Below are 22,675 nucleotides of genomic sequence, written 5' to 3'. Positions count from 1 at the left end.
GCAGACCGATGCAGATGATGCGGACCGTCCAAAGACCTGCAGACAGCAACTGGGCCGCTGGCGTCGAGGTCGCGGTCGTCATCCCGGCCTATCGCCAGCCGGGCCTGCTACCGGAGGCGATCCTTTCCGTCCTCGACCAGCAGGGCGGGCCGCTGTCCGCCGTGGTCGTCGTCGATGACGGCTGCCCCTACCCGGAAACGGCCGAGACGGCCCTCGCCTTCGCCAGCCTGCACCCCGGCCGAGTCTTCTTGCTCCGCAGGCCGAATGGCGGGCTGTCCGCCGCCCGCAACACCGGCATCGATTTCGTCCTCGGCGCCCTGCACGGCTGCCGCGCCCTGCATTTCCTCGACGCCGACAACCGGCTGCACCCGCATTACCTGGCCCGGGCCCTGACGGCGCTGGCCGCGGCGCCGGCGGAGATCGGCTGGGTCTATCCGGACATCGACGAATTCGGCGGGCACGACCACTGGACCACCGGCGGCGCCTTCTCGCTGATGCAGCTGCTGACCTGCAACTACTGCGAGGCCGGCAGCGTCGTCCGGCGGGAGATGGTCGAGGGCGGCCTCCGCTTCGACGAGGCGATGCGGGACGGATTCGAGGACTGGGATTTCTGGCTCTCCGCCGCCGCCCGCGGCTGGCGCGGCCAGCACCTGCCCCATGCGGGGTTCCGCTACCGCCGCCGGCCGGAAAGCATGCTCTCCTCCTCCGAGCGGCTGCGGCCGTTGCTGCTCGGCCAGCTGCACCGCAAGCATGCGCGGCTCTTCGCGCCGCGGCGGCTGCTGGCGGCGGAAGCGGCGGAAGTACCCCGCTTCGCCCTGCACATGCCGGATGAGGGCCAGGTCCGCCTCGTGGTCGATCCGGCGGGCGAGGGCACCGGCCTTCCGCCCAGCCAGGCCCGCGAGGCGATGCTCGCGGCGATGGAGCAGCCGAGCGTCTGCCAGTACCCGGAGATCCTCTGCTTCACCGAGACGTCGGTGCTCGACCTGCTGGCGAGGTCCGGCGTGCTGCACATGGTCTTCTGGTGGGCCGAGCGGCTGCTGCGCGACGCGCATGTCGCAGCCCTCGAGATCGTCCCGACCGACCAGCCGATGCTGGCCCTGGAGCGTCCCGGCCCGGCCGAGGGGCAGGTGGCGTCGGCCCCGCTGGTCTTCGCCCGCAGCCAAGTGCTGTGGGCGGCCGCCGGCGATCCCTCCCCGGCCTGGATCGAGAGCCTGCAGGGGCCGAAGCCGCAGCCCATCACCGCCCTGCTGCGGCTGCGGCTGCCGGCACCGGGTTCGCTCGCCAGCCCCCTGCCGCTGCGGCTGCTGCTGCTGGAGGTGGCGGCGCTGGCCCGCCTGCGCCGCCGGTGGAGCCCCTTGCCCGCGGGCTGGAAGCGGGAATACCGCCCGCCGCGCGGCCGGATCGCCGCGGATGCCGAGGCCGCCATCGGCATCGGCCGGCTGCTGCCACGCCTGCCGCGGCCAGGGCTGCGCGACATCGGCTTCCTGCTGCCGCTCTTTGCCTTCGCCGGGCTGGAGAAGGTCATCCTCAACCAGGCCGCCGTGTTGCGGCGGCGGGGCTGGCGGACGCATCTGATCGTGCTCGGCCAGGGGCGGATCGACCGCGGCGCCGAATTCGCCGGGGCCTTCGATACAGTGATGCTGCTCGACGGGCTGGGCGAGACGGCAGTCTCCTGGGAGGGCGGCTATTTCGGCGCCGGCGTCTCGCATTTCGGCGGCTCTCAGGCGGCGCGGGACGTGCTTGGCGTACTGGCCGGGCTCGACGTGCTGATCAATGTCCATTCGCTGGCGGGGCAGGCGCTGATGGCGCCGCTGCGCCGGCTCGGCGTCCGCGTCTTCGGCGGGCTGCACCTGATCGAGCATGGGCCGCATGGCGAGCCGCGCGGCACGCCGCATGTCCAGGCCGCCTACGAACATGCCTATGACGGCATCCTTGTGATCTCCCGTCAGCTGCGCGACTGGTGCATCGGCGCCGGCATTCCGGCGCGGAAGATCCACCTCGTGGAGAACGCACCGGGCTATGCGACGCGGCCCTCGCGCATCGCCGCGGCCCTCGCCGCCCGGCAGCGGCAGCGGCGGCTGCTCCAGGTGCTCTTCCTCGGCCGGATGGACTGGCAGAAGGGGCTCGACCGTCTGGCTGCCATCATCGGCCACAGCGCGCCGCTCGGCCTGCGCTGGCGCGTGGTGGGGCGGGCCGTGCTGGCCGATGCCGCGGTGCCCGAGCTCGGCGTGCCGATCGAGCCGCCCGCCATCGAGCCGGCGGCGCTGGATGCGCTCTATGCCTGGGCGGATGTGCTCGTCCTGCCCTCGCGCTTCGAGGGCGTGCCGTTGGTGGTGCTGGAGGCGCAGCGCATGGGCTGCGTCGTCATCGCCACCGATGTCGGTGCCGTGGCGGAGGCGATCCGGCACGGGGAGGACGGCTTCCTCGTCCCGCACCGCCAGGCGGAGGAGGCGGTCATCGACGGCTTTCTCGAGACGCTGGCACGGCTTTCGGCCGACCGGGCGCTGCTGGCCGGCGTCGCCACCGCGGCTGCGGCGCGGCTGGCCAAGGCCGACTGGCCGGTGCGGATGCAGGATTTCCTCGACCATCTGGACCGGCTGGTGCCGGTGCAAGGGCAGCCAGGATGACCGTGCTGATTGCGCCGGCCGATCTCGCCGAACTCTATGACGGCAGCCCGACGCTGCTGGCGCTGGACGGGGTGGCGCTCGCCCTCCTCGCCCAGCCCGGCCTTTCCGCCTGGCAGGTGACGATGCATGGCGGCAGCCTTCGCCTGCATCGCCCCGGCGCGGCGGCGGAGGCGGCGACGCGGCCGGTCCCGGTGCCGCCGACGCAGGTGCTCGCCGTGCTGGCGCCCAAGGCCGGGGCGGCCGCGCCGCTGCTTGCCTGGTGGTCCGCCGCCGCGCCGGAGCTGCCGCCGGTGATCGAGGCGGCGGAACCCGCGGCGGCGCTGCCGGAACTGACCCGCCTCGCCCTCGCCTCCCTGGCCCGCCAGGCCGCGGCAACCGCCGTGCTGCACCGCGCCCTCGCCGCCGCGCGGCAGGAGGCGGAGGAGAGCCGCGAGGCCATCGTCTCGCTGATCCGGCATGGCAGCCGCCAGAGCCCGCCGGCGGCGCTCAGTCAGGTGCTGGCGCTGGAACCCGCGCCGGCCGGCGAAGCGGTGCCGGCCGCGGAAGGCCGGCTCGCGGCCGCGCAGGTGCTCGGCTTGAACCTGGAGGGCGTGGCGAGCCTCGCGCTGCATGTGCAGGAGGCGCATGTCGGCCCGGCCGCGCTGCTTCGACTGCGGCTCTACGGGGCGGAGAGCGGGCGGGTACATGGCGCCTGGCTGGTTCCGGGCGAGGCGCTGCAACCGGGCTGGCTGGTGCTCGACCTGCCGAGCCCGCTCGGCCCGGTGCGGGAGACGGCCGGCCTCGACATCGCGGTGGAGCTCGAGGCGGGCGACGGCTTCGCCCTCTCCCTCGGGGCCGGGGTGACGGCGCCGGAGCGGGCGCTGGCAGTGCGGGGCGGGCGGGTGCCGGAGCGCAGCCTTGCGCTGCGGCTCTGGACCGCGCCCTTCGGCCGGCGCTTCACCGTGCCGCCGCACTGGGACGCCGAGGCGATCGGCCTCGAACTCGGCTGGCCCGGCGTGCCGATGCGGCTGCCGGCCCAGATCTGGGAGGCGGCACGCTTCCCGGCCGGACAGGTGGAGTGGGTGGCGCTCGGCAGCGAGGCGCCGCGGCTGCTGGCGAGCTTCGGGGCAGGCCGGCGGCTGGCCATCACCCTGCCGCTGGTGCCGGTGAACGGGCTCGACCTGCTGCAGGCGGAGGTCGCGGTCGCCCGCGGCGATGCCGGGCAGCTGGAGGCCGCCCTCTGGCTCCAGCCCGAGGGAGTGCCGCTGGCGCTCGAATCCGATCTGGTGCTGGATGCGCCGGAGGCGCGCTGGAGCGGCTGGCGCCGACCGCCGCCGGAGGGTGGGCCGCTGCTGCTGCCCCTCGCCCTGCCGCCCGAGGGGCCGCGCAATGTGGCGGTGGTGCTGGTGCTGCGCCATGCCGGCAAGCCGCCGGCGGCGCCGCTGCGGGTGGAGTGGTCCGAGCTGGTCGGCCTCCGCGGTCTTGGCGCCACGGCGCGGCCGGAGCCGGTGAACCCCCTTCCGGCCCCACCGCCGGCGGAGCCGGTGCGGGCCGCGCCCGTCCCGGCCAGCCCTCCCGCCATCGCCGTCCCGGCCAGCCCTATGATGACGATGGCCGGGCCGCATGCCGCGCTCGTCCGGCTGCAGGAGTATTTCGTCACACCGGATGGCGGCTACCGCCACCTCGACATCTGGCTGGAGGAGGTGGGCGACGGCCCTTGGGCCTGGCCGCTGCTGCGCTTCAAGCTGGCACAGCGGGGCGGAGGGCCGGTGCTGGAATTCCGCAGGCGCGAGGGCTGGCCGAACCTCTTTTCCATTTGGCCGGGGACGGAGGGGGATGGCTGGGGGCCCTACCTGCTGGTGCGGGAGGCGGACCTCGCCGGTGACCTGCTCGACCGCCTGCCGCACCAGCGCGACCGCCACATGTTGGCCGCGCTGGTGCGGCTGCTGCCCGAGGCTGTGGCCCGGGCGGTGCGGGAATCGCCAGAGGCGGCGGCCCAGGAGGCGATGTGGCTCGGCCTCGCCCATCGGCTGGCCGAGGCGCTGAAGGTGCCGGCCGAGACGGCATGATCGCCGGGCGGCTTGACGCTGGCCATCCGGTTTTGGAAATCTCGCCGCATGCAGAACACTCTCGAGCCCGATGTCCTCGTGATCGGCGGCGGCCCCGCCGGCTCCACCGCCGCCGCGCTTCTCGCCCGGCAAGGCCGGCAGGTGACGCTGGTCGAGAAGGAGAGCCACCCCCGCTTCCATATCGGCGAGAGCCTGCTGCCGCGGAATCTCGACATCCTCGAGCGCCTCGGCGTGCTGGAGGCGGTGCGCGGAATCGGCGTGCACAAGCCTGGCGCTGAATTCGTCTCCGACCGCACGGGGCGGAGCTGCGCCTTCCCCTTCGCCCTGGCGCTCGACCGTGAGCGGACCCATGCCTGGCAGGTGCGGCGCTCCGAATTCGACCGGCTGCTCTTCGCCAATGCCGGCCGGCTTGGCGCCACCACGATGGAGCGGACGCGCGTCACCGACATTCAATTCGCCGCCCCTGGCGAGCGGGCGACGGTGACGGCCGAGGGGCCGGAGGGCGAGACGCTCACCTTCCGCCCGCGCTACCTGCTGGACGCCTCGGGCCGCGACACCTTCCTCGCCGGCCGGCTGAAGGTGAAGACCAGCAACAAGTACAACAACACCGCCGCCAGCTACGCGCATTTCCGCAACGTGGAGCGGCGCGACGGCGAGCTGGACGGCTATATCAGCATCCACCTCGCCGAGGATGGCTGGTTCTGGCTGATCCCGCTGCCGGGCGACGTCATGAGCGTCGGCTTCGTCGGCAACCAGGCGGCCTGGAAGGGGCGTAAGGGCAGCGCGCAGGACCTCTTCCTGCAACGCATCGCCTCCAGCCCGACGGTCGCGGCACGGATGCGCAATGCCGAGATCGCCTCCGAGATCTACGCCACCGCGAACTACAGCTACCGGGCACGGCAGGGGAACGGCCAGGGCTACCTGATGGTCGGCGACGCCTATGGCTTCGTCGACCCGATGTTCTCGACCGGCGTGCTGATGGCGATGACCGCCGGCGAGCTCGGCGCGAAGGCGGCGCATTGCTGGCTTGACGACCCGGTGCGTGGCCAGCGCCTGGCGGATCGCACCAACCGCGAGCTGGCGCGGGCGATGGACCGCATCTCCTGGCTGATCTACCGGGTGAACGACCCGGTGATGCGCTCGCTCTTCATGGCGCCGAAGAACACGCTCTGGATGCGCGACGGCATCATCAACATGCTGGCCGGCAACCTGCGCGGCTCCTGGCGCGCGGCGGTGCCGATCCTGAGCTTCAAGGCGGTCTACCATACCCTCTCGGCCCTGCACCGCGTGGGGCTCGGGCCGAAGATGGCGGAGGAAGGCCCGCCGCCCGCCCTCGCCCCGGCGGAGTAGTCAGCCAGCCTTCGCCAGCCAGGCGCGGCCCGCGGCCTCTGCGCCGGAAGGCAGGGGCTCGGCCGGCGCCTCCATCCAGGCGGCGATGTCGTGGGCGACCACGGCGCGATCATTGTCGCGCAGCAGCAGGTGATGCCCCTTCGGATAGAAGCCGAGGCGGACCGGCGCCTCCTGACCAAAGGCAGCAAGCAGCCGCCGCACCGGGCTTTCGGACACGATGCGGTCCTCGCCGCCATAGAGCAGCAGCGCCGGCGTGCGGAGGCGCGGCGCCGCCTCCAGCGCGCGGTCCATCAGATCGACGAGCCCATAGACGAGATCGACCCGGAAGGTGCGGAGCGTCAGCGGGTCGCGCCCCCAGCGGCGCATGGCCTCCTCGTTGTTGGTGGGCGAGAAACCGGGGGCGGAGCCGCTGAAGCCGACGGCGGGGATGGCATGCGCCGCGATCTCGAGCGTCCTCCGCGCGAACTCGCCCATGGAGGCCCGGCCGCGCACGCCGGGCGCCAGCAGGACCAGCCCGGCGACCGGGGGCGGATCGGCGGCGGCCATCGTCACCAGCGCGACGGCCGCGCCCATGCTCTCGCCGGCGAGGAAGACCGGCACGCCGGGATAGCGCGCCGCCAGCAGCCGGGCCACGGCGGCGGCATCGGCCGTCAGCGTCGTCGTCCCCGGCCAGTAGCCGCGATGCGGCCCGGCGCCGAAGCCGCGCTGGTCGTAGGCAAAGACGCCGATGCCGAGCCCGGTGAAGAGCGGTGCCGGGATCTCGAAGAAGTTGAAGGAGTAGTCGCCGAAGCCGTGCAGGGCGAGGAGGATCGCCCGCGGCCGGCCTTCCGGCAGCCAGGAGACATAAGGCAGCCGCGCGCCATCGGCGGTGACGAAGGCCTTGTCGGCCATGGCGGGGTTGCGCTCGGCAAGGCCGGCCGGCATGACGACCGGCGTGCAGCCTGCGGCCCCGAGCAGCCCAAGCAGGCAGAGCCGGCGGGAGAGGCTCACTCCGTGCGCCGCTGCATCCAGTTGCCGGCCCGCCCCAGTGCATTGCCGGTGGAATTCGCGGCGCGGCCGAGGGCCTGGCCGGTCTGGCTGCCAGCACGGTCGATCGCCTCGCCGGCCCGCGTCGCCGGCTGGCGGCTCTGGCAGGCGGCCATGCCGATCAGGCAGAGCGCGAGCAGCGTGCGGAGAGGGGCGGACATCGGTTCGGCAGCTCCGTTCGGCAACGGCAATTGGGATATGGCGCGCCCCGCCCGGTGGCAAGGCCGCCGCGGTTGCGCTAGCCTCCTGTAACGGTAGGAAACACAGGAGACAGCCTTTCATGATCCAGCGTCGCCTGATGGCCTTCGGCGCCATCCTCGCCCTCGCCGCCTGCGCGCGCCCGGCGCCGCTTCAGGAAGGCAGCGGCGAGTTCGTCGGCCGCGGGACGCTTTCGCAACGCACCGCGGAAATCAGGCGGGCCGGCGCCGGGCTAGGCTGGGTGATGCAGGAGCAGGGGCCTGGCCTGATGCGCGGCACGCTCAACGTCCGCAGCCACCAGGCAGTGGTCGACATTCCCTACGACACGCGGCGCTTCAGCATCCGCTACGTCACCAGCACCAATCTCGACTACAATGGCGGCACCATCCACCGGAACTACAACAACTGGGTGCGCAACCTGCAGAACGCCATCGTCGTGCAGTCCGGCGCGCAGAGCTAGGCCCGGTCGATCAGGCTGTCCCGCTCCGGGTAGGGCTCCGCCGCCAGCGTCTCCGGCTCGATGATCTCGCCGTGGTTCGGCCGCGGCAGCAGGGCGAGCCGGGCATCGAGTTGGCCGTAGACGAGCTGGCGGAAGGCGGTGCGCGACATCCGTCCGCTCTCCGGCACCTGATCGACAAAGGCCTGGAACACCGCACGGTAGCGCGCCGCCTGGCGGATGAAGCGCTCGTCGATGTCGTACTTCGCCATCTCCTTCGGTGTCACCGGCAGGATGCGGAGGATGTGCAGCGGCAACTCCTCGGGCGGCGGCAGCGAGGAGTAGCGCGCCTCCGCCCCCGGCTCGGTCCAGCCATGGATCAGCCGCCACATGGCGACGAGGATGCCGCCCAGCTCGCCGACGACGAGACTCCATTCGGCGGTGAGGCGCAGCAGCTGCGTCTCCTGGAACAACAGCTGCGTCGTCCGCCGCTCCGTCACCCGGTCGGCCGCGGCGGTGCGGAGCTGCTCCTGCATCAGCGCCGACTGCGCCCGCACCTCCTCCACAAGCGTCTCGGAAAGGGCGCGCTGGTTGCAGAAGAGGGTGGTCTGGCGCAGCAGGTTCTCGGTCAGCGTGCCGAGCTCGATCCGCTGCGTGAGCCAGGTGAAGATCAGCATCAGCAGGCAGGGCGGCAGGAAGAGCGCGGCCAGCATGACCGAGAGGTGCAGCGGCGGCAGGGCGAGGAAGGCCTCCGGCCCCTGCAGCCGCATCAGCACGAAGCCGGCCGCCGGGACGAAGAGGCCGGCCAGCACCGTCACGCCCCAGGCGGCGATATGCATCATCTTGCCCGTGGTGGTCATCCGAAGCTCTTGTCGCAGCAAAAAAGGCGGGGCGATGACCGAAGGCTCGAACGCGCCGGGCGGCCGCGCGCCGGCCCGGCGATGCGGGGCAGGGCGCAGGGAGGCCCGCCCTGCCGAGGCAAGGGGCCGGGGAAGGTCCGGCCAGGATGGGTCAGTCGCCGGCCTCGACCGGCGGATCCGGATGGAAGGCGCGCCTGGCCGGCGCCTCGCCCAGCATCTCCATCTGCGCCGTGAGCTGCCCGCCCTCCTCGACCGAGAGGCGGTGGCAGCGCGCGGTGCCGGTGACGATGCCGGTCTCGCGGATGACAAGGCGCTTGCGCGCGGTGATCGAGCCCTCGAACCGCCCGGCAACATGCGCGACATCGACGGTGATCTCGCCACGGAAGGTGCCGCCGGAGGTGACCATCAGCTCGGTCGCCTCCATCGTCGCATCCACCGTGCCCTCGACCACCAGGCGCTCCGCATCAGCCACGGTGCCCTTCAGGCGGATGCCGCGGCCGACCACGAGGGTGCGCAGGTCGATCGGCTCTGGCACGAGGGCGGGCGTGGCTGAATCGGGGTGGACGGAGGCGTTCGGCGGCCTGTTGCCGGCTGGGCGGAAGACGGGAACGCCCGTATCCGCCTCGCGCGGCGTCGCCGCCGGCTCGGGCATGGAGCTGCCATCCTTGTTGCGGTTCAGAATGCCAAGCGACACAGGGGTTTTCCCTTCCTGAGCATATATAACAACAACAAATCGAGAGCGTCGCTGTCCACTGAAATCACCGGCGCGGCGTGACCTCCGCCCGGGCGTTGCGCCGCAGACGCACCCACCATGGCAGGCTCGCGCAACACCGTCTTTGGTTTCTTTATAAGAACAAAAAGCCGCTAGCCGAGCCCGCCCGAGATGGCGATCGCCTGGCCGGTGATGTAGCCGGCCCGCTCCGAGGCGAGGAAGGCGACGAGATCCGCTACCTCCTCCGGCCGCCCGGCGCGCTTCGCCGGCACGATCTGGGCGATGCGCTCGCGCGGCATGGCCGCCGCGACCGCCGGGCTCTCGATGATGCCGGGCGCCACCGCATTGGCCGTGACGCCACGCGAGGCATATTCGAGCGAGAGCGTCTTCACCGCCCCGATCAGCCCGGCCTTGGCGGCGGCGTAGTTTGCTTGGCCGCGATTGCCCATGATCCCGCTAATCGAGGAGATGGCCAGGATGCGCCCCCAGCGCGTGCCGATCATCGGCAGGATCAGCGGGCGGAGCACGGCGTAGAAGCCGTTCAGCGAAACATCGACGACGCTGCGCCACTGCGCCTCGGTCATCCCGGCCAGCGGCGCGTCGTCATGCGTGCCGGCATTGTGGACGAGGATCTGGACGGGGCCGCCCTCCAGCAGCGCCTCGATCGCCGCGGCGGTGGCCGGCATGTCGGTGAGGTCGGCGGCGAAGGCGTGCGCCCGGCGGCCCCCGGCGCGCAGCTCCGCCGCCAGCGCCTCGGCGCGGCCGATGCCGGCATGGGCGTGGATCAGCACCTCGTGCCCCTCGGCCGCCAGGGCGCGGGAGATGGCGGCGCCGAGCGGGCTGGCCCCGCCGGTGACGAGGGCGCGGCGCGGCATCACGGCAGGATCACCGCCGCCTGGCCGCTCAGCAGGCCCTGGCCCTCGCCGGCGATGGCGAAGCGGTAGATGAAGCCCGCCTCCTCGGCGACCAGCGCCTCCGCCTCGATCCGGAGCGGCCCGGCGACGGTGTCGAGCCGCCCGATTGCCATCCGCACGTCGCGCAGGCTGCTGACGAAGCCGGCCCGCTGCGGCACGCCGCCGGCGGACAGCGCGCCGTGCAGCGCCATGGCCTGGAGCGCATATTCCAGCCCGCAGATGGCGGGCAGCATGCCGCCCCGCCGCAGCGGGTTGCCGGGCGCGGCATGGCTCTCCGCCTCGCAGAGGATGCGCGCCGCATCCCATTCGAGGGCGCGGTCGAGCAGGCACATCGTCCCCTGGTGCGGGACGAGGGCGGCGATGGCCTCGCGGTTCAGCATGGGGCGAGGTCGAGCAGGAGATGCGCGTCGGCGGCGAGCGGCAGGGCGATCCGCGCCGCCCGCCGTGCCGCCAGCGCCCGCAGCAGCGGCAGGGCGCGGGCGGCGGGGTTGCCCTCGGCCAGGGCATCCAGCGCATCCCCGGGCGGGGCGGCCGGCATCGGCGCGGCGACATGGCGCAGCGAGAGGCTGGCCAACCTGCCCGCATCGCGCTCCGGCCGCAGCACGAAGGCGGCGGCGAAGCCCGGCCCGGTCGGCCGCACCGCGGCGAGGGGCGCCGGCAGCGGCAGGTCGTAGGCGCAGAGCAGCACCGAGGCGCCGCGCGCCGTGACCGCCATCACCGCCGCCAGCAGCCCCGCGGCGAAGCTGCCGTCATGCCCGCCGAGGCTGACCGAGGGCGCCGTGGAGCCGACCGCGATATGCCAGTAGCCCGCCGCCGAATTATGCACCGAGTTGTGGAACTGCGTCGGCGAGAGGGCGACCCCCGCCGGGTCGTGCAGCGCCTCCAGGATGCCGCCGACCACCGCGCCATCGCCGTTGCTGCTGGCGAAGACGGTTTCGAGCGCCGCCCGGTCCTCGATCCCCGCCGTCGCCTCCGCCGCGACGGCGAGGGCCAGCCGCACCGCCGGGCTGGTCCGGCGCCGCTCCGTCGGCGGCAGCAGGGCAGGGGGCGGCGGCACGACATCGCCCGCGTTCCAGGGCGCGGTGGCGGCCAGGACAGCTTCGCTCGCCGCCCAGCCCGGCAGGCCGGCGCCAAGGACCGCGACCCCCGAAACCCAGCAGTTCACGCGGCCTGGCCGATCAGCAGGCAGCAATTGCTGCCCCCAAAGCCGAAGGAGTTGCTGGCGACGCGGCGTACCGGCCGCGCCTCGTTGGCAATGGCGACGGCGCTGCGGAATTCCGGGTCTCGCTCGGCGACGCCAAGGCAACCAGGCACCAGCCCGTCCTCCAGGCAGAGCATGGCGATGACCACCTCCACCGCGCCGGAGGCGCCGAGCGCATGCCCCGTCCAGCCCTTGGTCGAGCTGCAGGGCACGCCGTCACCGAAGAGGTGGTGGACGGCGCGGTCCTCCATGGCGTCATTGGCGCGGGTGCCGGTTCCATGGAGGTTCACATAGTCGACCTCCCCCGGCGTCAACCCCGCCGCATCGAGTGCGGCCCGCATGGCGCTGACGGCGCCGAGCCCCTCGGGATGCGGCGAGGACATGTGGTGCCCGTCGCTGCTGGCCCCGGCGCCGAGCAGCAGGGGCGAGCCCGGCGGCGCATGGTCCGGCCGCGTCAGCAGGACAAGGCCGGCCGCCTCGCCGATGGAGATGCCGTCGCGGTCGGCGGCGCAGGGCCGGGTCGGCCGGCCGCGGCTCAGCAGTTCGAGCGAGGCGAATCCGTGCAGCGTCAGCCGGCAGAGGCTGTCGACGCCGCCCGCCACCACCGCATCGGCAAGGCCCGATGCGATCAGCGAGGCCGCTTCCAGCATCGACCGCGCGCCGGAGGTGCAGGCGGTGGAGACGGCGAGGGCCGGCCCGCGCAGGCCGAGCCGTGCCCGCACATAGGCCGGCAGGCTTTGCAGGTCATGCGACCCGGCATAATCGAAGGAGGCCGGCAGCGCGCCCGCGCCGTCGCGCCGGCGATAGGCCTGTTCCGTCTCCTCGATCCCGGCGGTGCTGGTGCCGAGGACGACGGCGATGCGCTCCGGCCCGTGCCGCGCCACGGCGGCCGCCACTGCCTCGGCGAAGCCGTCGCTGCCGAGCGCCATCTCCGCCAAGCGGTTGTTGCGGCAGGCGAAACCGGCGAGCGCGGGCGGCAGGGCGACCGCCTCCACCCCCGGCACCTGGCCGACCCAGATATCCTCCGGCCCGCCCGGGAAGTGGCTCGGCCGCAGCCCGCCCTCCCGCGCATGCAGGGCCCGGCGCAGCGGGGCGATCCCGGCGCCGAGGGCGGTGACGGCCGTGGCGGCCGCGAGGCTCAACGGCCAGAGGCGGGAGCGGTCAGGCATGGGGAAGGGACCTCGGAGCCATGGCGCAGGCGAGCAGGAAGGCGCTCGCCACGCCGAGCGAGACCGTCAGCCCAATCCCGTGCAGCACCGGCGTTCCACAGAAGGCGAGCAGGCCGAAAGTGAGCAGGGTGGAGACGGCGCAGTTCAAGATGGCTCCCATTGTGTCGTCGGTTGCGTCACCGGCGAGGAAAAGAGAATAGTCAATCGCCAGCCCCGCGAGCAACAGCAGGGAGGCAAGGTGGAAGAGGGTCAGCGCCTCGCCGAGCAGGGTGAGGGCGGCGAGGGTGACGAGCAGCGCCCCGCCGATCGGCCCGGCGACCCGCAGCGCCCGCCCCGGCGAGCGGAGGCCGAGCGCGAGCAGGCCGAGCACCAGCACGCCTCCGGCCAGCGCCCAAAGCAGGGTCGCCTGCCCATAGGCATCGAGCAGCCCCTCCGTCTCCGCCTTCACGTCGATGAAGAGGATGCGCGGGTCGCCGAGGCGCTGCGCCACCGCGGCGAGCGCCGCCGTGTCCCGCACATCCTGGGCGAGGGCCACGCCCACCATCGACTCGCCCCTGTGGGAGAGCAGGGGTGAGAGACGGGCGGCAAGGGTCGGCGCCCCGGCAGCGAGACCGGCAGCGTCGAGCGGCGGCAGGGCGCGGCTCTCGCCGAGGGCGGCGAGGAAGGGGGCGAAGGCGGTTGGGCGGAAGGGCAGGCCCGTTATCGCCTCGCGAAGCACCGCCTCCGCCGCTTCGGGCGTGGGCAGCGCGGCCTGCCGGCTGTGTTGCGTCGCCTCGGCCGGCAGGTAGCGGCTGGGGAGGTCGATGCCCTCAAGCGCGGTGCCGAGCAGCGGCACCATCGCCTCGCCCAGCCGCTCCGAGGCGGCCAGCACCTCCCCCTCCGTTCCCGGCCCGAGGGCGAAGAGCACCCGCACATCCGGTGCGCCGAGCTGACGGCGCAGCGTGGCATCCAGCACCTGGGCCTCGCGCGGCACTGGGCTGAGCGCCGAAAGATCGCGCTGCCAGACGGGGCCGCCGAGCACCGCCAGCAGCAGCCCTGCGCCGGCCACCACTCCGGCGGCGAGCCTCCGCCGCCCCCGCAGCGCGCCAAGCGCCGCGCGGACCGGCCGGGGCAGCGGACGCGCCACGATCCGCGCCCCGGGCAGCAGCCAGGGCAGCACCCAGCGGGTCGTGGCGGCGGCGGCCAGCAGCCCCGTCCCGGCGAAGACGCCGAGCTGGACGAGGCCGGGGAAGCCGGAGCCTAGCATCGCCGCCAATCCCGTCGCGGCCGAGGCGGCGGCGAGGCGGAGCGTCGGCCAGATGCGCCGGGCCGCGGCCGCCAGCCCCTCCTCCGGGCGACGCAGGCTCGCCAGCAGGATCGGATAATCGACGGTGACGCCGAGCATCGTCATCCCGAAGCCGAGCGCGATGCCCTGCACCTTGCCGTCGAAGGCGAGCGCCGTCACCGCGAAGCCGGCCAGGGTCCCCACCGCCAGCGGCACCGCGACCAGGCCGAGCAGCATCAGCGAGCGGTAGCGCCAGAACAGGAAGGCCGCGAGCAACCCGCCCGAGGCCAGGGTGATGAGCCGCACATCGGCCCGGATCGCCGTCGCCGCCTCGCTGGCGAAGACGCCCGGCCCGCTCAGCAGCAGCCGCGCCGGGCCTGGATTCGCGGCCTCGAAGGCCGTGCGGAAGGCGGCGACGGCCTGCCCCTGGGCCTCTGCATCCAACCCCGCCCCGCCCTGGGCGCGCGCGATCAGCAGGGCGCGCGGCGGTCCCTCGGCGGCGAACCAGGCGCCGTCCCGCACCTCCAGCCGGCTCTCCGCCAGGAAGGCGCGGGCCAGGCCGAGGAAGGCGCCGGTTGGGTCGGCGAACCCGAAGCGTGCCAGCAGCGGCGAGGCGGCGCTGCGCAGCCCCTCCAGCAGCGCCTCCAGCTTCGGCCGCAACGCAGCGGCGGTGAAGGCTTCGGGCCGCGTCTCGGGCGAGAGCAGGTAGCGGTAGCGGAAGAGCAGCGCCTGCTCCGCATCGCCGAGCGTCACCGTCCCGTCGCCGACGAAGTCGAACCGGCCCGAAGCGCGCAGCCCCGCCGCTGTTTCCCGTGAAACCCTCGCCAGCTCCGCCGGCGCGGCACCCTCGATGCCGGCCAGCAGCAGCGTCGTCGCCGCGCCGCTCCGCAATTCGCGGAAGAGGAAGGCACTCGCCGGGCTGCGGCCAGGGGGCAGGAACTCCGCGAGATCGGCCCGCACCCCGACCAGCGCCCCGAGCCCCCCGCCCAGCGCCGCCAGCAGCAGCAGCGCCGCGAGGAGGCGCCTCACGGGCCGATCTGCATGCGCGTCACGCCGCCGCCGCCCTCGGTCTCGATGCTGCGGACCTGCGCGCCGCGGCCGCTGACCAGGATGCGCTGCACCGCCGCCCGCACCCGCAGGGAGAGCGGCGTCAGCACCATCCGCCAGGGCGCATCGCGGCCCTCCGGGGTGAAGCCGATCTCGTAGTAGCGGTGCAGCCCGGCCAGGTCGCCGGCCAACGTGCCGCGCACCGCCTCGACCAGCGCCCGCATCTCCGGCTGCTCCTCCAGGCCGAATTCGCGGCGGATGCCGCGGTCGGGCCGTTCATAGAGCAATCGCCCGCCCTCGACCCGCAGCACCTCGTCGATGGGGGAGGTGGTGTGCTTCTCCAGCCGGTCCGGCGCCTGCCAGCGGAGCGTGCCCTGGCTCGGCAGCGGCAGGTCGAGTTCGGGGATGGCCTTCTCCTCGGTGAAGCGTGCCTCCGAGCGCGGCTGGGCCGCGAAGCCCTGCATCAGCCGGGCCAGCGCCGGGTCCTCCGCCCAGGCCGGCGCGGCGAGGGCGAGGAGCGGCAGCAGCGCCCATCTCATCGCCCGCGCTCCTGCCAGAAGTCGTAGAAGTTGAACCAGTTATATGGGTAGCGCCGGCACAAAGCCTCGATGCGCGCGGCATAGCGGCAGACGCGCTCCTCGACCAGCGCCTGCCGCCCGGCCCGGCCAGGCGGCGTGGCATCGGCGAAGGGCTCGAACCGCACCTCGTAATGCCGCGGCCCGCGCCAGAGGCCGAAGGCGAGCATCACCGGCGCGCCGAGCACGGCGGCCAGCACATGCGGCCCGGTCGGCAGCGGCGCCTCCTGCCCGAGGAAGGGGACGGGCTGCATCCGCTCGCCCCGCGGCGCGCGGTCGGCCAGCAGCCCGACCAGCCCGCCGCGCTCCAGCACCTCGCGCGCCCGCAGCATCGCATCGGTCGTGCCGAGGGGGATCACCACCTCCTGCCGCTTCGCCCCGCCGAGCGCGTCGAACACCGCCTTCAGCCGCGCCGCATTCGCCTCATGCATGAGGACGGCGACCTCGACCGGGCTGCCGGCATCGGCGACGGCCCGCAGCGCCTCGAAGCTGCCCATATGCGCGCCGAGCAGCAGGCAGCCGCGGCCCTCGGCGATGCGTGCCTTCAACGCGTCGAGCCCGTGGACATCGATGCGGTAGCGCCCGGTCCGCCCCGTCACCAGGAAGGCACGGTCGAGGATGGTCGAGGCGAAGGCGAAATAGAGCCGGAAGACATCGCGGAACCCCACCCGCCGGCCCAGGGCCCGGCCGAGGAACCGGCGCGCCACCCGCCGCTGCCGGGGCGAGAAGAGCATGAAGTAGAAAGCGATCGGGAAGAGCAGCGCATGGCCCGGCCACCAGCCGATGGTGTGCACCAGCCAGACCATGAAGCGGGCGAGGCGGACGCTGCCCCGCTCCGGCACATCCACCCATTCTAGGGCGCCGGTTCGCATGCCAGCTCCCCCGAAAGAACCGTCCTGCCGCCGCTCGCGCAGGCGAAGCCGATGCGTCCCCCTGACCGTGGCGTTAGCGCGATCTCCACCACATCCCCCGGGAGGACGGGGGCGATGAACTTCGCCCGCAGCAGATGCGCCCGATCATGGCCCGCCGCCTGCAGCACCGCATCGAGCAGCACAACGCCGGGCAGGATCGGCCGGCCGGGGAAATGCCCGGGCAGGGCCGGATGCCCGGCCGGGACCTCGAAGCGGGTGGTCACGGCGTGGCTGCCGCCAGGCGCAGCTCGGCCAGCGCCGCCCGCGTCAGCTTGCCGAGCCCGTTGCGGGGCAGGGCGGGCACCAGCACCAGCGGCCGGGGGAGGAAGACCGGCTCCAGCCGCAGCCGGAGCGCGGCCAGGATCTCCTCCGCGCTCCGCCCCGGCGCGACCACATAGGCGCTGAGCCGGGCGGCCGGGTTGCGCTCGATATCCTCCGGCGCGACGAAGACGCCGTCCTCGACGCCCGTGACCTCCATCAGCACCCGGTTGAGATCGGCGAGCGAGGCCCGCCTGCCGCCGGGCTTCACCAGGTCGGCCCGGCGCCCCAGCAGGCGGAAGCGGCCGCCCGGCGCCGGCTCCACCGCATCGGCGAGCGGTACGGCGCCAAGGCCGGGCACATGGACCTCGCCTTGCCCCATGCCGATGCCGGGATAGGGTAGCCAGTCCGGCTCCAGCGCGGTGCGGCGGCTGGCCATGGAGCCGGCCTCGCTGGCGCCGTAGATCTCGAGCATGGGCGCGCCCCAGTCCCGCTCCACCGCCTCGGCCATGCTCATGGCCAGGGGGGCGGTTGCCGAAATGACGGCGGCGAGCGGCGCCGGCCGGCGCCGCTCGGCCAGCAGGGCGCGGAGATGCAACGGCGTCGTCACCAGCAGGCGGCGCGGCGGCAGGCCGTCCAGCGCATCCAGCACGTCCGAAGGGAAGAAGGCCTCGCCGGTATGGCAGGCGAGAGCAGCCTGCAGGGGCAGCATGATGGTGGTCTCGAAGCCGTACATATGCTGCGGCGGCACGGTCGCCAGCACGCTGCCCGGCGGCCCGTCGCTCGGGCGGAGGGCGAAGCGCTCGGCGGCGGCGAGCGCCGCGGCGACCAGCGCGTCCCAGGGCTTCCGATGGGCCGTTGGCTGGCCGGTGGAACCGGAGGTGAAGGCGATGGCGGCGAGCTGCGCGGCGGGGAGCATGGGCACCGGCCCGGTCCAGTCCTCGGCCGCCTTGTCCTCGACGAGGACCAGCGGCAGCTCGGAGGCGACCGGCTTGTCTGCCAGCAGGTAGGTTCCCGGATAGGCCTCGGCCAGCGCCCGCAGCCGGTGCGGCGAGGCATCGGCATTGAGCAGCGTCGGATGCCCGCGCAGCAGGGCGGCAGTGAAGCCGAGCAGCATGCGGTAGCGGTCGGCGCAAAGGTTGATCGTGTGTCCCGCCGCCGGCAGCCGCGCGGCGAGCGCCCGCGCCTCACCGAGCAGGCGGCCGACCGTCACCGGCCCGGTCGGGCGATGGCAGATCACCTCCCCAGCCTCGCGGTTGACGAGCGGCAGCACCGCCTCAGGCCGCATGCCGAACCAGCCCATGCGCGAGCCCTATCGCCCGTAGCGTGCGGAGCGGCGTCGCCCGCCCGTGCTCTGGGAAGCGGCGGTTGCGCAGCCCATGCTCGCCAAGGAAGAGCAGGGCGCAGACCAGCGGCTCGGCGATGGCGAGCGGCACGTCGCTCCGCCCCATGGCGGCGAGCACGGCATGGGCCAGGGCGAAGCCGCCCAGCAACAGCGCCCAGGCCAGCGTCAGCGCCCGCGTGTAGCCGCCCTCCGGCGGTCCGGCCCAGTCGAAGCGGCTGTAATGGGCGATCAGCGGCTCCCGCCCCGGCAGCAGCGTCAGGCCGAAGCGCAGCGCGACCGCCGCGTTGCCGAGCGCCGCCGCCACCGGGTTGCCCACGAGCAGCACCGCCAGGACGACCGAGGCGCCGGCCAGCAGCAGCAACCGGAGGAGGCTGCGTCCGCGCGGCATGCGTTCAGCGCGTCCGGTGCTTTTCGATATGTGCCGTGAGGCTCCGCAAGGAGGCGAAGATACGATGGTTGCGCTCGTCGTCGGAGCGGAGCTTCACGTCGTAAGCCTTGGAGACGGCCAGCGCCATCTCCAGCGCGTCGATGGAGTCGAGGCCGAGCCCCTCGTTGAAGAGCGGCGCCTCCGGCTCGATCGCCTCGGGCGCGACCTCGAGCGACAGCGCGCTGACGATCAGCCGCGCCACCTCGAGTTCCTGCGGGGTGAGGCCGGAGGCGATGGCAGTCTGGGTCATGGTGCCGTCAGGCATGGAGCCGTGAAACCTTGCTGGTGCGCTGGTGTTAACGGGCGTTGCTCAATCTCACTCTCGATATCAGACGGTTACCCGCCGAGGCAAGGAAGTGGGCGACACAGTTCGCGGAACATCGGAAGCGAGGCCGTCTGCCTCACCGCTCCGCTGCCAGCAGCACATTCGGCAGGGGCGTCCCCTCCCAGCAAGGCGTGACCGTGACGGCGAAGCCCGCCACGCGGAAAGGCGCCGCCAGCTCCTCCATCGGAAGCGGGGCGATGGCATTGCTGTCGCCCCGGATGAGGCGCCCGGCCCGCTCCATGGCGAGGCCGAGGGCGCTGCGCCAGCCGCGGGCCGGATCGAAGGCGCGGATCAGCACTTGCCGCCGCGCTCGCGCCGCCACCGCCGCCAGCACCGGCCGCTGCACCTCGGCGGGGAGCTGGTAGAGCACGTCGATCAGTAGCGCCGTGTCGCAGTCCGGCACGCTGTCCGCGGTAAGGTCACCCGCCGTGAAGCGCGCCGGCAGCCGGGCCGCCGCCGCCTGGGCCTCGACGATCTTCCGCGCATCGCGGTCGAGGCCGACCACCTCCCGCGCCCGCCCCGCCATCAGCAGGGCCAGCCCGAGCTGCCCGCGGCCGCAGCCGAGATCGGCCACCATCCCGAAGGGCTTGCCCGCCGCCCGCTCCAGCACCACCCGGCTCGCCGGATCGGTGCGCAATTTGCCGCTGACATAGCCGCGGGCGAAGCGCGAGGCGCCGGCATAGAGCCCTGCCACCTCCCGCGCCAGCGCCGCGCTCATGCCGGGCGCTCGGCCATGTAGGCACGGAACAGGCCGAGCTGCGTGTCGCAGCGTGCCTCGTCGAGCCCGGCCGTCCGCAGCGCCTGGAGGATGGTCGCCGGCGGCACGCAGGCATCGATCGTGTCCCAGTAGTACTGCATCATCAGCCCGGCCCGCGCCCCGCCGCCGGTCAGGCGGCTGAGCGCCGGCACCACCCGGCCGAGATAGAAGCGTGCCGCCCGGTAGGCGAGCGGCCCTTCCGGCCGGCCGATCTCCAGCAGCAGCAGCCGGCCGCCCGGCCGCAGCACCCGGCGGTATTCAACGAAGGCGGTGACGAGGTCCGGCACATGCCGCAGCGCATAGCCCATGCTGAGGAAGTCGAAGTTGCCATCGGCGAAGGGCAGCGCCTCCGCCCGCCCGCGGACCAGCGGGAGGACGAGGCTCCGACGTGCCTCGGCCAGCATTCCGGCGCTGAGGTCGATGCCCGTCACCGCCTCCGGCCGGCCGAGGATGCGTACCCCCTCCCGTGCCACGAGCCCGGTGCCGATGGCGACATCCAGCATCCGCTGCCCCGGCCGCAGCCCGGCCTGCCACAACGCCCGCCGCCGGTACCAGGCCCCGGAGCCGAGGGAGAAGGCGGTGTTGATCCGGTCGTAGGAGCCCGCCGCCTGATCGAACAATTGCCGGACGAAGCCATCGCGGGCGTCGGCGTTCTGGTAATATTCGGTTAAAGTCGGATGCGGTACGGGGCGGGCCTCGTCCTCCCGGCCGCCTGACATGCTAGTCTCCGCAGGCGGCCGAACCGCAGCCTGCAACCCCTGTTTCCCTGTCACGGTCCGGCCGGCTCCTGGACGTCAAGCATCACGCAAGACTATATTACGCGAACAGGAAGGCCCGGAAAAGATGCAGCCGACAACCAGTCTGCGGCACCCGCGCGAGAGTCTCTCGCCTCTCGATTGGCTGGCCGCAATCTACTATCCGGTCGCTTTCTATTTTTGCGTGATGCTGTTCGGCCTGAGCTGCTTCTTATGGAGCATGCCGGCAGGACTTCTCTACCGTGTCCTGCCGAAGCGCTCCGGCGAGGCCTTCGGCCAGTTCATGATCATGCTCGGCTTCCGCTGGTTCATCGGCGTGATGCGGCTGAGCGGCGTGCTGCGCATCGACTTCTCCGAGCTCGACCGGCTGAGCCGGGAGCGCGGCCTGGTCATCGCCCCCAACCACCCGACGATGCTGGATGCGGTGCTGCTCACCTCCCGCCTGCCGCGCGTCGTCTGCATCACCAAGGCGGCGCTCTGGGACAACATCTTCTACGGCGGCAGCGTGCGGCTGGCAGCCTATATCCGCAACGATGCGCCGCTGCCGATGATCCGCCGTGCCGCCCAGGCCATCCGCAACGGCGCCCAGCTCGTCATCTTTCCCGAGGGCTCGCGCACGTCATCGCCGCCGATCGATGCCTTCCACCGCAGCTTCGCCGTCATGGCCAAGGCCGCCGGCGCCCCGGTGCAGACTTTGCTGATCGAGGCGGACAGCCCCTACCTGCGCAAGGGCTGGCCGCTCTTCCGTCGGCCGCAGCTGCCGCTGGTCTACCGCATCCGCCTCGGCCGCCGCTTCGAGGTGGGGGAGGACCCGCAGGGCTTCGTCACCGGGCTCGAGGCCTATTTCCGCGAGGAATTGCCGGTGCAGGCCCCGCGCTGATGCCGCGCGAGACGCGGCTGGTCCTGATCCCTAGCTACAACACCGGCGCCCGCGTGTTGCAGACCGTGCGCGAGGCCCGCGCCGCCTGGACGCCGGTCTGGGTCGTCGTCGACGGCAGCACGGACGGCACCGATGCCCTGTTGCTGGAGGAGGCGGCGCGTGACCCGGGCCTTGAGGTCGTGGTCCTGCCGCGCAACGGCGGCAAGGGCGGGGCCGTCCTGCACGGTTTGCGCGAGGCGACGCGACGCGGCTTCACCCATGCGCTGACCATGGATGCCGATGGCCAACATCCGGCCGACCGCATCGGCGCGATGATGGAGGCCTCCCGCACCGCGCCGGAGGCGATGATCCTCGGCCGCCCGGTCTTCGGGCCGGAGGCGCCGCGGATCCGCGTGCAGGGCCGGCGCATCTCCAACTGGCTGGCGCAGGTCCAGACCGCCGGGGGCGGCATCGGCGACTGCCTCTTCGGCTTCCGCGTCTATCCGGTGGCGCCACTGGTCGCGGTGATGGAGCGGCATCGCTGGATGCGCCGCTTCGACTTCGACCCGGAAGCGGTTGTGCGTCTCTGCTGGCGCGGCCTGCCGGTGGTGAACCTGCCGGTGCCCTGCCGCTACCTCTCCAAAGAGGAAGGCGGCGTCTCGCATTTCCACTATGCACGGGACAACCTGCTGCTCACCTGGATGCATACGCGGCTGGTGCTCGGGATGCTGCCGCGCCTGCCGGCCCTGCTGTGGCGGCGGCGCGCGTCGCCTCCTCCGCTGGCGGCAACGCGACGGCGCTGAGGCCGTCGGCGGCGATCCGCCCCAGCAACGCCGGCAGCAGGTCGAGCGCGACGGAAGGGTGCGGATAGCCGCGCGCCGAGCGCCCATCATGCAGCAGCAGCACGTCCCCGGGCGCGAGGTCGCGGGAGAGCCGCGCCAGCACGCGGTCCGGCCGGGGCGAGACGGTGTCGTAGCCCCGCCGCGTCCAGGCGGCGAGCGAGAGGCCGGCCAGCGCCAGCACCGGGTCGAGCAACGGGCTCCGCAGCCCGGCCGGCGGGCGGAAGAAGCGCGGCGCCTGCCCGCAGGCATCGGCGATGGCCGCCTGCGCCGTCTCGATCTCTCGCCGCATTGCCCCTGGCCCCCAGGCGGCGAAGCTGAGCGGATGACGATGCGTGTGGTTCTCGACGCCATGGCCGCGTCGCAGCATCTCCCGCAACAGGGCAGGGTGGCGCGCCGCCCGCTCGCCGATGACGAAGAAGCTGGCCTTGGCCTCCGAGGCATCGAGCAGGTCGAGGACCCGCGGCGTCACCTCTGGGTCCGGCCCGTCGTCGAAGGTGAGGGCGATCCGCGGCTCCGCCCCGCCGAGCCGCGTCAGCACCGGCCCGAGCAGGCGGCAGCGAGGATGCATGCAGCCGGCCAGGGCCAGGTGGTTGGCAGCGAGGGCCGAGAGCGTCTCCAGCCAGCACCCCGGCTCGGCGGCCATGGCAAGCAGCCCGCCGGCATGCAGCGCGAGCGAGGCACGGATCGTGGGGCTCGGCGACCAGGCGAGCAGGCCACGCCACTGGCCCGCCGCGACGGGGAAGGCGGGCGGCATCACCCGAACCTCTCT

General features: G+C 73.3%; 24 protein-coding genes. 6 read left to right on the top strand and 18 right to left on the bottom strand.

Annotation, left to right across the window (positions count from 1 at the left end; all coding sequences use genetic code 11):
* Nucleotides 1-14 precede the first annotated feature (14 nt).
* The 3 genes from JMJ56_RS07815 to JMJ56_RS07805 are packed head-to-tail and all read left to right on the top strand — an operon-like array spanning nt 15 to nt 6,025.
* Entirely contained in the window at nt 15-2,627 is a 2,613-nt protein-coding gene (locus tag JMJ56_RS07815) for a glycosyltransferase (protein ID WP_202831065.1), read from the top strand.
* Nucleotides 2,624-4,675, top strand: a complete 2,052-nt coding sequence (locus tag JMJ56_RS07810) for a DUF6212 domain-containing protein (RefSeq protein WP_202831064.1) — start codon at nt 2,624-2,626, stop codon at nt 4,673-4,675. Before JMJ56_RS07815 ends, JMJ56_RS07810 begins: the two co-directional genes overlap by 4 nt.
* Nucleotides 4,676-4,723: 48 nt before the next feature.
* Nucleotides 4,724-6,025 carry an NAD(P)/FAD-dependent oxidoreductase gene (locus JMJ56_RS07805; RefSeq protein WP_202831063.1) on the top strand — a complete coding sequence of 434 codons (1,302 nt, stop codon included), beginning with the start codon at nt 4,724-4,726 and terminating at the stop codon, nt 6,023-6,025.
* On the opposite strand, the gene JMJ56_RS07800 is transcribed toward JMJ56_RS07805, so the two are convergent.
* Nucleotides 6,026-7,015, bottom strand: a complete 990-nt coding sequence (locus JMJ56_RS07800; RefSeq protein ID WP_202831062.1) for an alpha/beta fold hydrolase — start codon at nt 7,013-7,015, stop codon at nt 6,026-6,028.
* Complete coding sequence (locus JMJ56_RS07795) at nt 7,012-7,212, bottom strand: hypothetical protein (protein WP_202831061.1); 201 nt, start codon at nt 7,210-7,212, stop codon at nt 7,012-7,014. The genes JMJ56_RS07800 and JMJ56_RS07795 overlap by 4 nt, the downstream gene beginning before the upstream one ends.
* A gap of 119 nt (nt 7,213-7,331) precedes the next feature.
* Here JMJ56_RS07795 and JMJ56_RS07790 point away from each other — a divergent pair, with 119 nt between their 5' ends.
* Complete coding sequence (locus JMJ56_RS07790) at nt 7,332-7,709, top strand: hypothetical protein (protein ID WP_202831060.1); 378 nt, start codon at nt 7,332-7,334, stop codon at nt 7,707-7,709.
* Here the strand turns inward: JMJ56_RS07790 and JMJ56_RS07785 are convergent.
* The 15 genes from JMJ56_RS07785 to JMJ56_RS07715 form a co-directional block, all read right to left on the bottom strand.
* Nucleotides 7,706-8,545 (bottom strand): hypothetical protein, encoded by an 840-nt coding sequence (locus JMJ56_RS07785; protein ID WP_202831059.1) that lies wholly within the window; start codon nt 8,543-8,545, stop codon nt 7,706-7,708. The two genes, JMJ56_RS07790 and JMJ56_RS07785, sit on opposite strands and share 4 nt — an antisense overlap.
* Before the next feature lie 151 nt (nt 8,546-8,696).
* Entirely contained in the window at nt 8,697-9,197 is a 501-nt protein-coding gene (locus tag JMJ56_RS07780; protein WP_202831058.1) for a bactofilin family protein, read from the bottom strand.
* Between the two features lie 212 nt (nt 9,198-9,409).
* Nucleotides 9,410-10,132: a 3-oxoacyl-ACP reductase FabG gene (gene fabG / locus JMJ56_RS07775; protein WP_202831057.1), complete on the bottom strand. Its 723-nt coding sequence runs from the start codon at nt 10,130-10,132 to the stop codon at nt 9,410-9,412.
* The gene (locus JMJ56_RS07770; protein WP_202831056.1) at nt 10,132-10,551 is read right to left on the bottom strand and encodes a phosphotransferase; all 420 of its coding nucleotides are present in this window, start codon (nt 10,549-10,551) and stop codon (nt 10,132-10,134) included. The genes fabG and JMJ56_RS07770 overlap by 1 nt, the downstream gene beginning before the upstream one ends.
* Nucleotides 10,545-11,336 (bottom strand): beta-ketoacyl synthase chain length factor, encoded by a 792-nt coding sequence (locus JMJ56_RS07765; RefSeq protein ID WP_202831055.1) that lies wholly within the window; start codon nt 11,334-11,336, stop codon nt 10,545-10,547. The genes JMJ56_RS07770 and JMJ56_RS07765 overlap by 7 nt, the downstream gene beginning before the upstream one ends.
* Complete coding sequence (locus JMJ56_RS07760) at nt 11,333-12,541, bottom strand: beta-ketoacyl-ACP synthase (RefSeq protein ID WP_202831054.1); 1,209 nt, start codon at nt 12,539-12,541, stop codon at nt 11,333-11,335. Before JMJ56_RS07760 ends, JMJ56_RS07765 begins: the two co-directional genes overlap by 4 nt.
* Nucleotides 12,534-14,834 (bottom strand): MMPL family transporter, encoded by a 2,301-nt coding sequence (locus JMJ56_RS07755; RefSeq protein WP_202831053.1) that lies wholly within the window; start codon nt 14,832-14,834, stop codon nt 12,534-12,536. Before JMJ56_RS07755 ends, JMJ56_RS07760 begins: the two co-directional genes overlap by 8 nt.
* Entirely contained in the window at nt 14,831-15,391 is a 561-nt protein-coding gene (locus tag JMJ56_RS07750; RefSeq protein ID WP_202831052.1) for a LolA-related protein, read from the bottom strand. The genes JMJ56_RS07755 and JMJ56_RS07750 overlap by 4 nt, the downstream gene beginning before the upstream one ends.
* Nucleotides 15,388-16,299, bottom strand: coding sequence for an LpxL/LpxP family acyltransferase (locus JMJ56_RS07745; RefSeq protein ID WP_202831051.1), 912 nt, complete (start codon nt 16,297-16,299; stop codon nt 15,388-15,390). Before JMJ56_RS07745 ends, JMJ56_RS07750 begins: the two co-directional genes overlap by 4 nt.
* Nucleotides 16,281-16,562 carry a 3-hydroxyacyl-ACP dehydratase FabZ family protein gene (locus tag JMJ56_RS07740; protein ID WP_202831050.1) on the bottom strand — a complete coding sequence of 94 codons (282 nt, stop codon included), beginning with the start codon at nt 16,560-16,562 and terminating at the stop codon, nt 16,281-16,283. Before JMJ56_RS07740 ends, JMJ56_RS07745 begins: the two co-directional genes overlap by 19 nt.
* On the bottom strand, nt 16,559-17,884 hold the full coding sequence (locus JMJ56_RS07735; RefSeq protein ID WP_202831049.1) for an AMP-binding protein: 1,326 nt from the start codon (nt 17,882-17,884) through the stop codon (nt 16,559-16,561). The genes JMJ56_RS07740 and JMJ56_RS07735 overlap by 4 nt, the downstream gene beginning before the upstream one ends.
* Nucleotides 17,874-18,329: a hypothetical protein gene (locus tag JMJ56_RS07730; RefSeq protein WP_202831048.1), complete on the bottom strand. Its 456-nt coding sequence runs from the start codon at nt 18,327-18,329 to the stop codon at nt 17,874-17,876. Before JMJ56_RS07730 ends, JMJ56_RS07735 begins: the two co-directional genes overlap by 11 nt.
* A gap of 4 nt (nt 18,330-18,333) precedes the next feature.
* A complete protein-coding gene (locus tag JMJ56_RS07725) occupies nt 18,334-18,618 on the bottom strand; it encodes a phosphopantetheine-binding protein (RefSeq protein WP_202831411.1) in 285 nt (94 codons plus the stop codon).
* Nucleotides 18,619-18,769: 151 nt separating this feature from the next.
* On the bottom strand, nt 18,770-19,411 hold the full coding sequence (locus JMJ56_RS07720; protein WP_202831047.1) for a methyltransferase domain-containing protein: 642 nt from the start codon (nt 19,409-19,411) through the stop codon (nt 18,770-18,772).
* A complete protein-coding gene (locus JMJ56_RS07715) occupies nt 19,408-20,169 on the bottom strand; it encodes a class I SAM-dependent methyltransferase (RefSeq protein ID WP_202831046.1) in 762 nt (253 codons plus the stop codon). The genes JMJ56_RS07720 and JMJ56_RS07715 overlap by 4 nt, the downstream gene beginning before the upstream one ends.
* Before the next feature lie 124 nt (nt 20,170-20,293).
* Between JMJ56_RS07715 and JMJ56_RS07710 the strand changes: the two genes are divergently transcribed.
* Complete coding sequence (locus JMJ56_RS07710) at nt 20,294-21,085, top strand: lysophospholipid acyltransferase family protein (protein WP_202831045.1); 792 nt, start codon at nt 20,294-20,296, stop codon at nt 21,083-21,085.
* Nucleotides 21,085-21,867: a glycosyltransferase family 2 protein gene (locus tag JMJ56_RS07705; protein WP_202831044.1), complete on the top strand. Its 783-nt coding sequence runs from the start codon at nt 21,085-21,087 to the stop codon at nt 21,865-21,867. Before JMJ56_RS07710 ends, JMJ56_RS07705 begins: the two co-directional genes overlap by 1 nt.
* On the opposite strand, the gene JMJ56_RS07700 is transcribed toward JMJ56_RS07705, so the two are convergent.
* Nucleotides 21,758-22,660 carry a polysaccharide deacetylase family protein gene (locus tag JMJ56_RS07700; RefSeq protein ID WP_202831043.1) on the bottom strand — a complete coding sequence of 301 codons (903 nt, stop codon included), beginning with the start codon at nt 22,658-22,660 and terminating at the stop codon, nt 21,758-21,760. The genes JMJ56_RS07705 and JMJ56_RS07700 overlap by 110 nt on opposite strands.
* Between the last annotated feature and the right edge of the window lie 15 nt (nt 22,661-22,675).

Source organism: Belnapia arida, from assembly GCF_016773205.1.
Taxonomy (GTDB): Bacteria; Pseudomonadota; Alphaproteobacteria; order Acetobacterales; family Acetobacteraceae; genus Belnapia; species Belnapia arida.
This window is presented reverse-complemented; position numbering and strand designations above follow the sequence as displayed.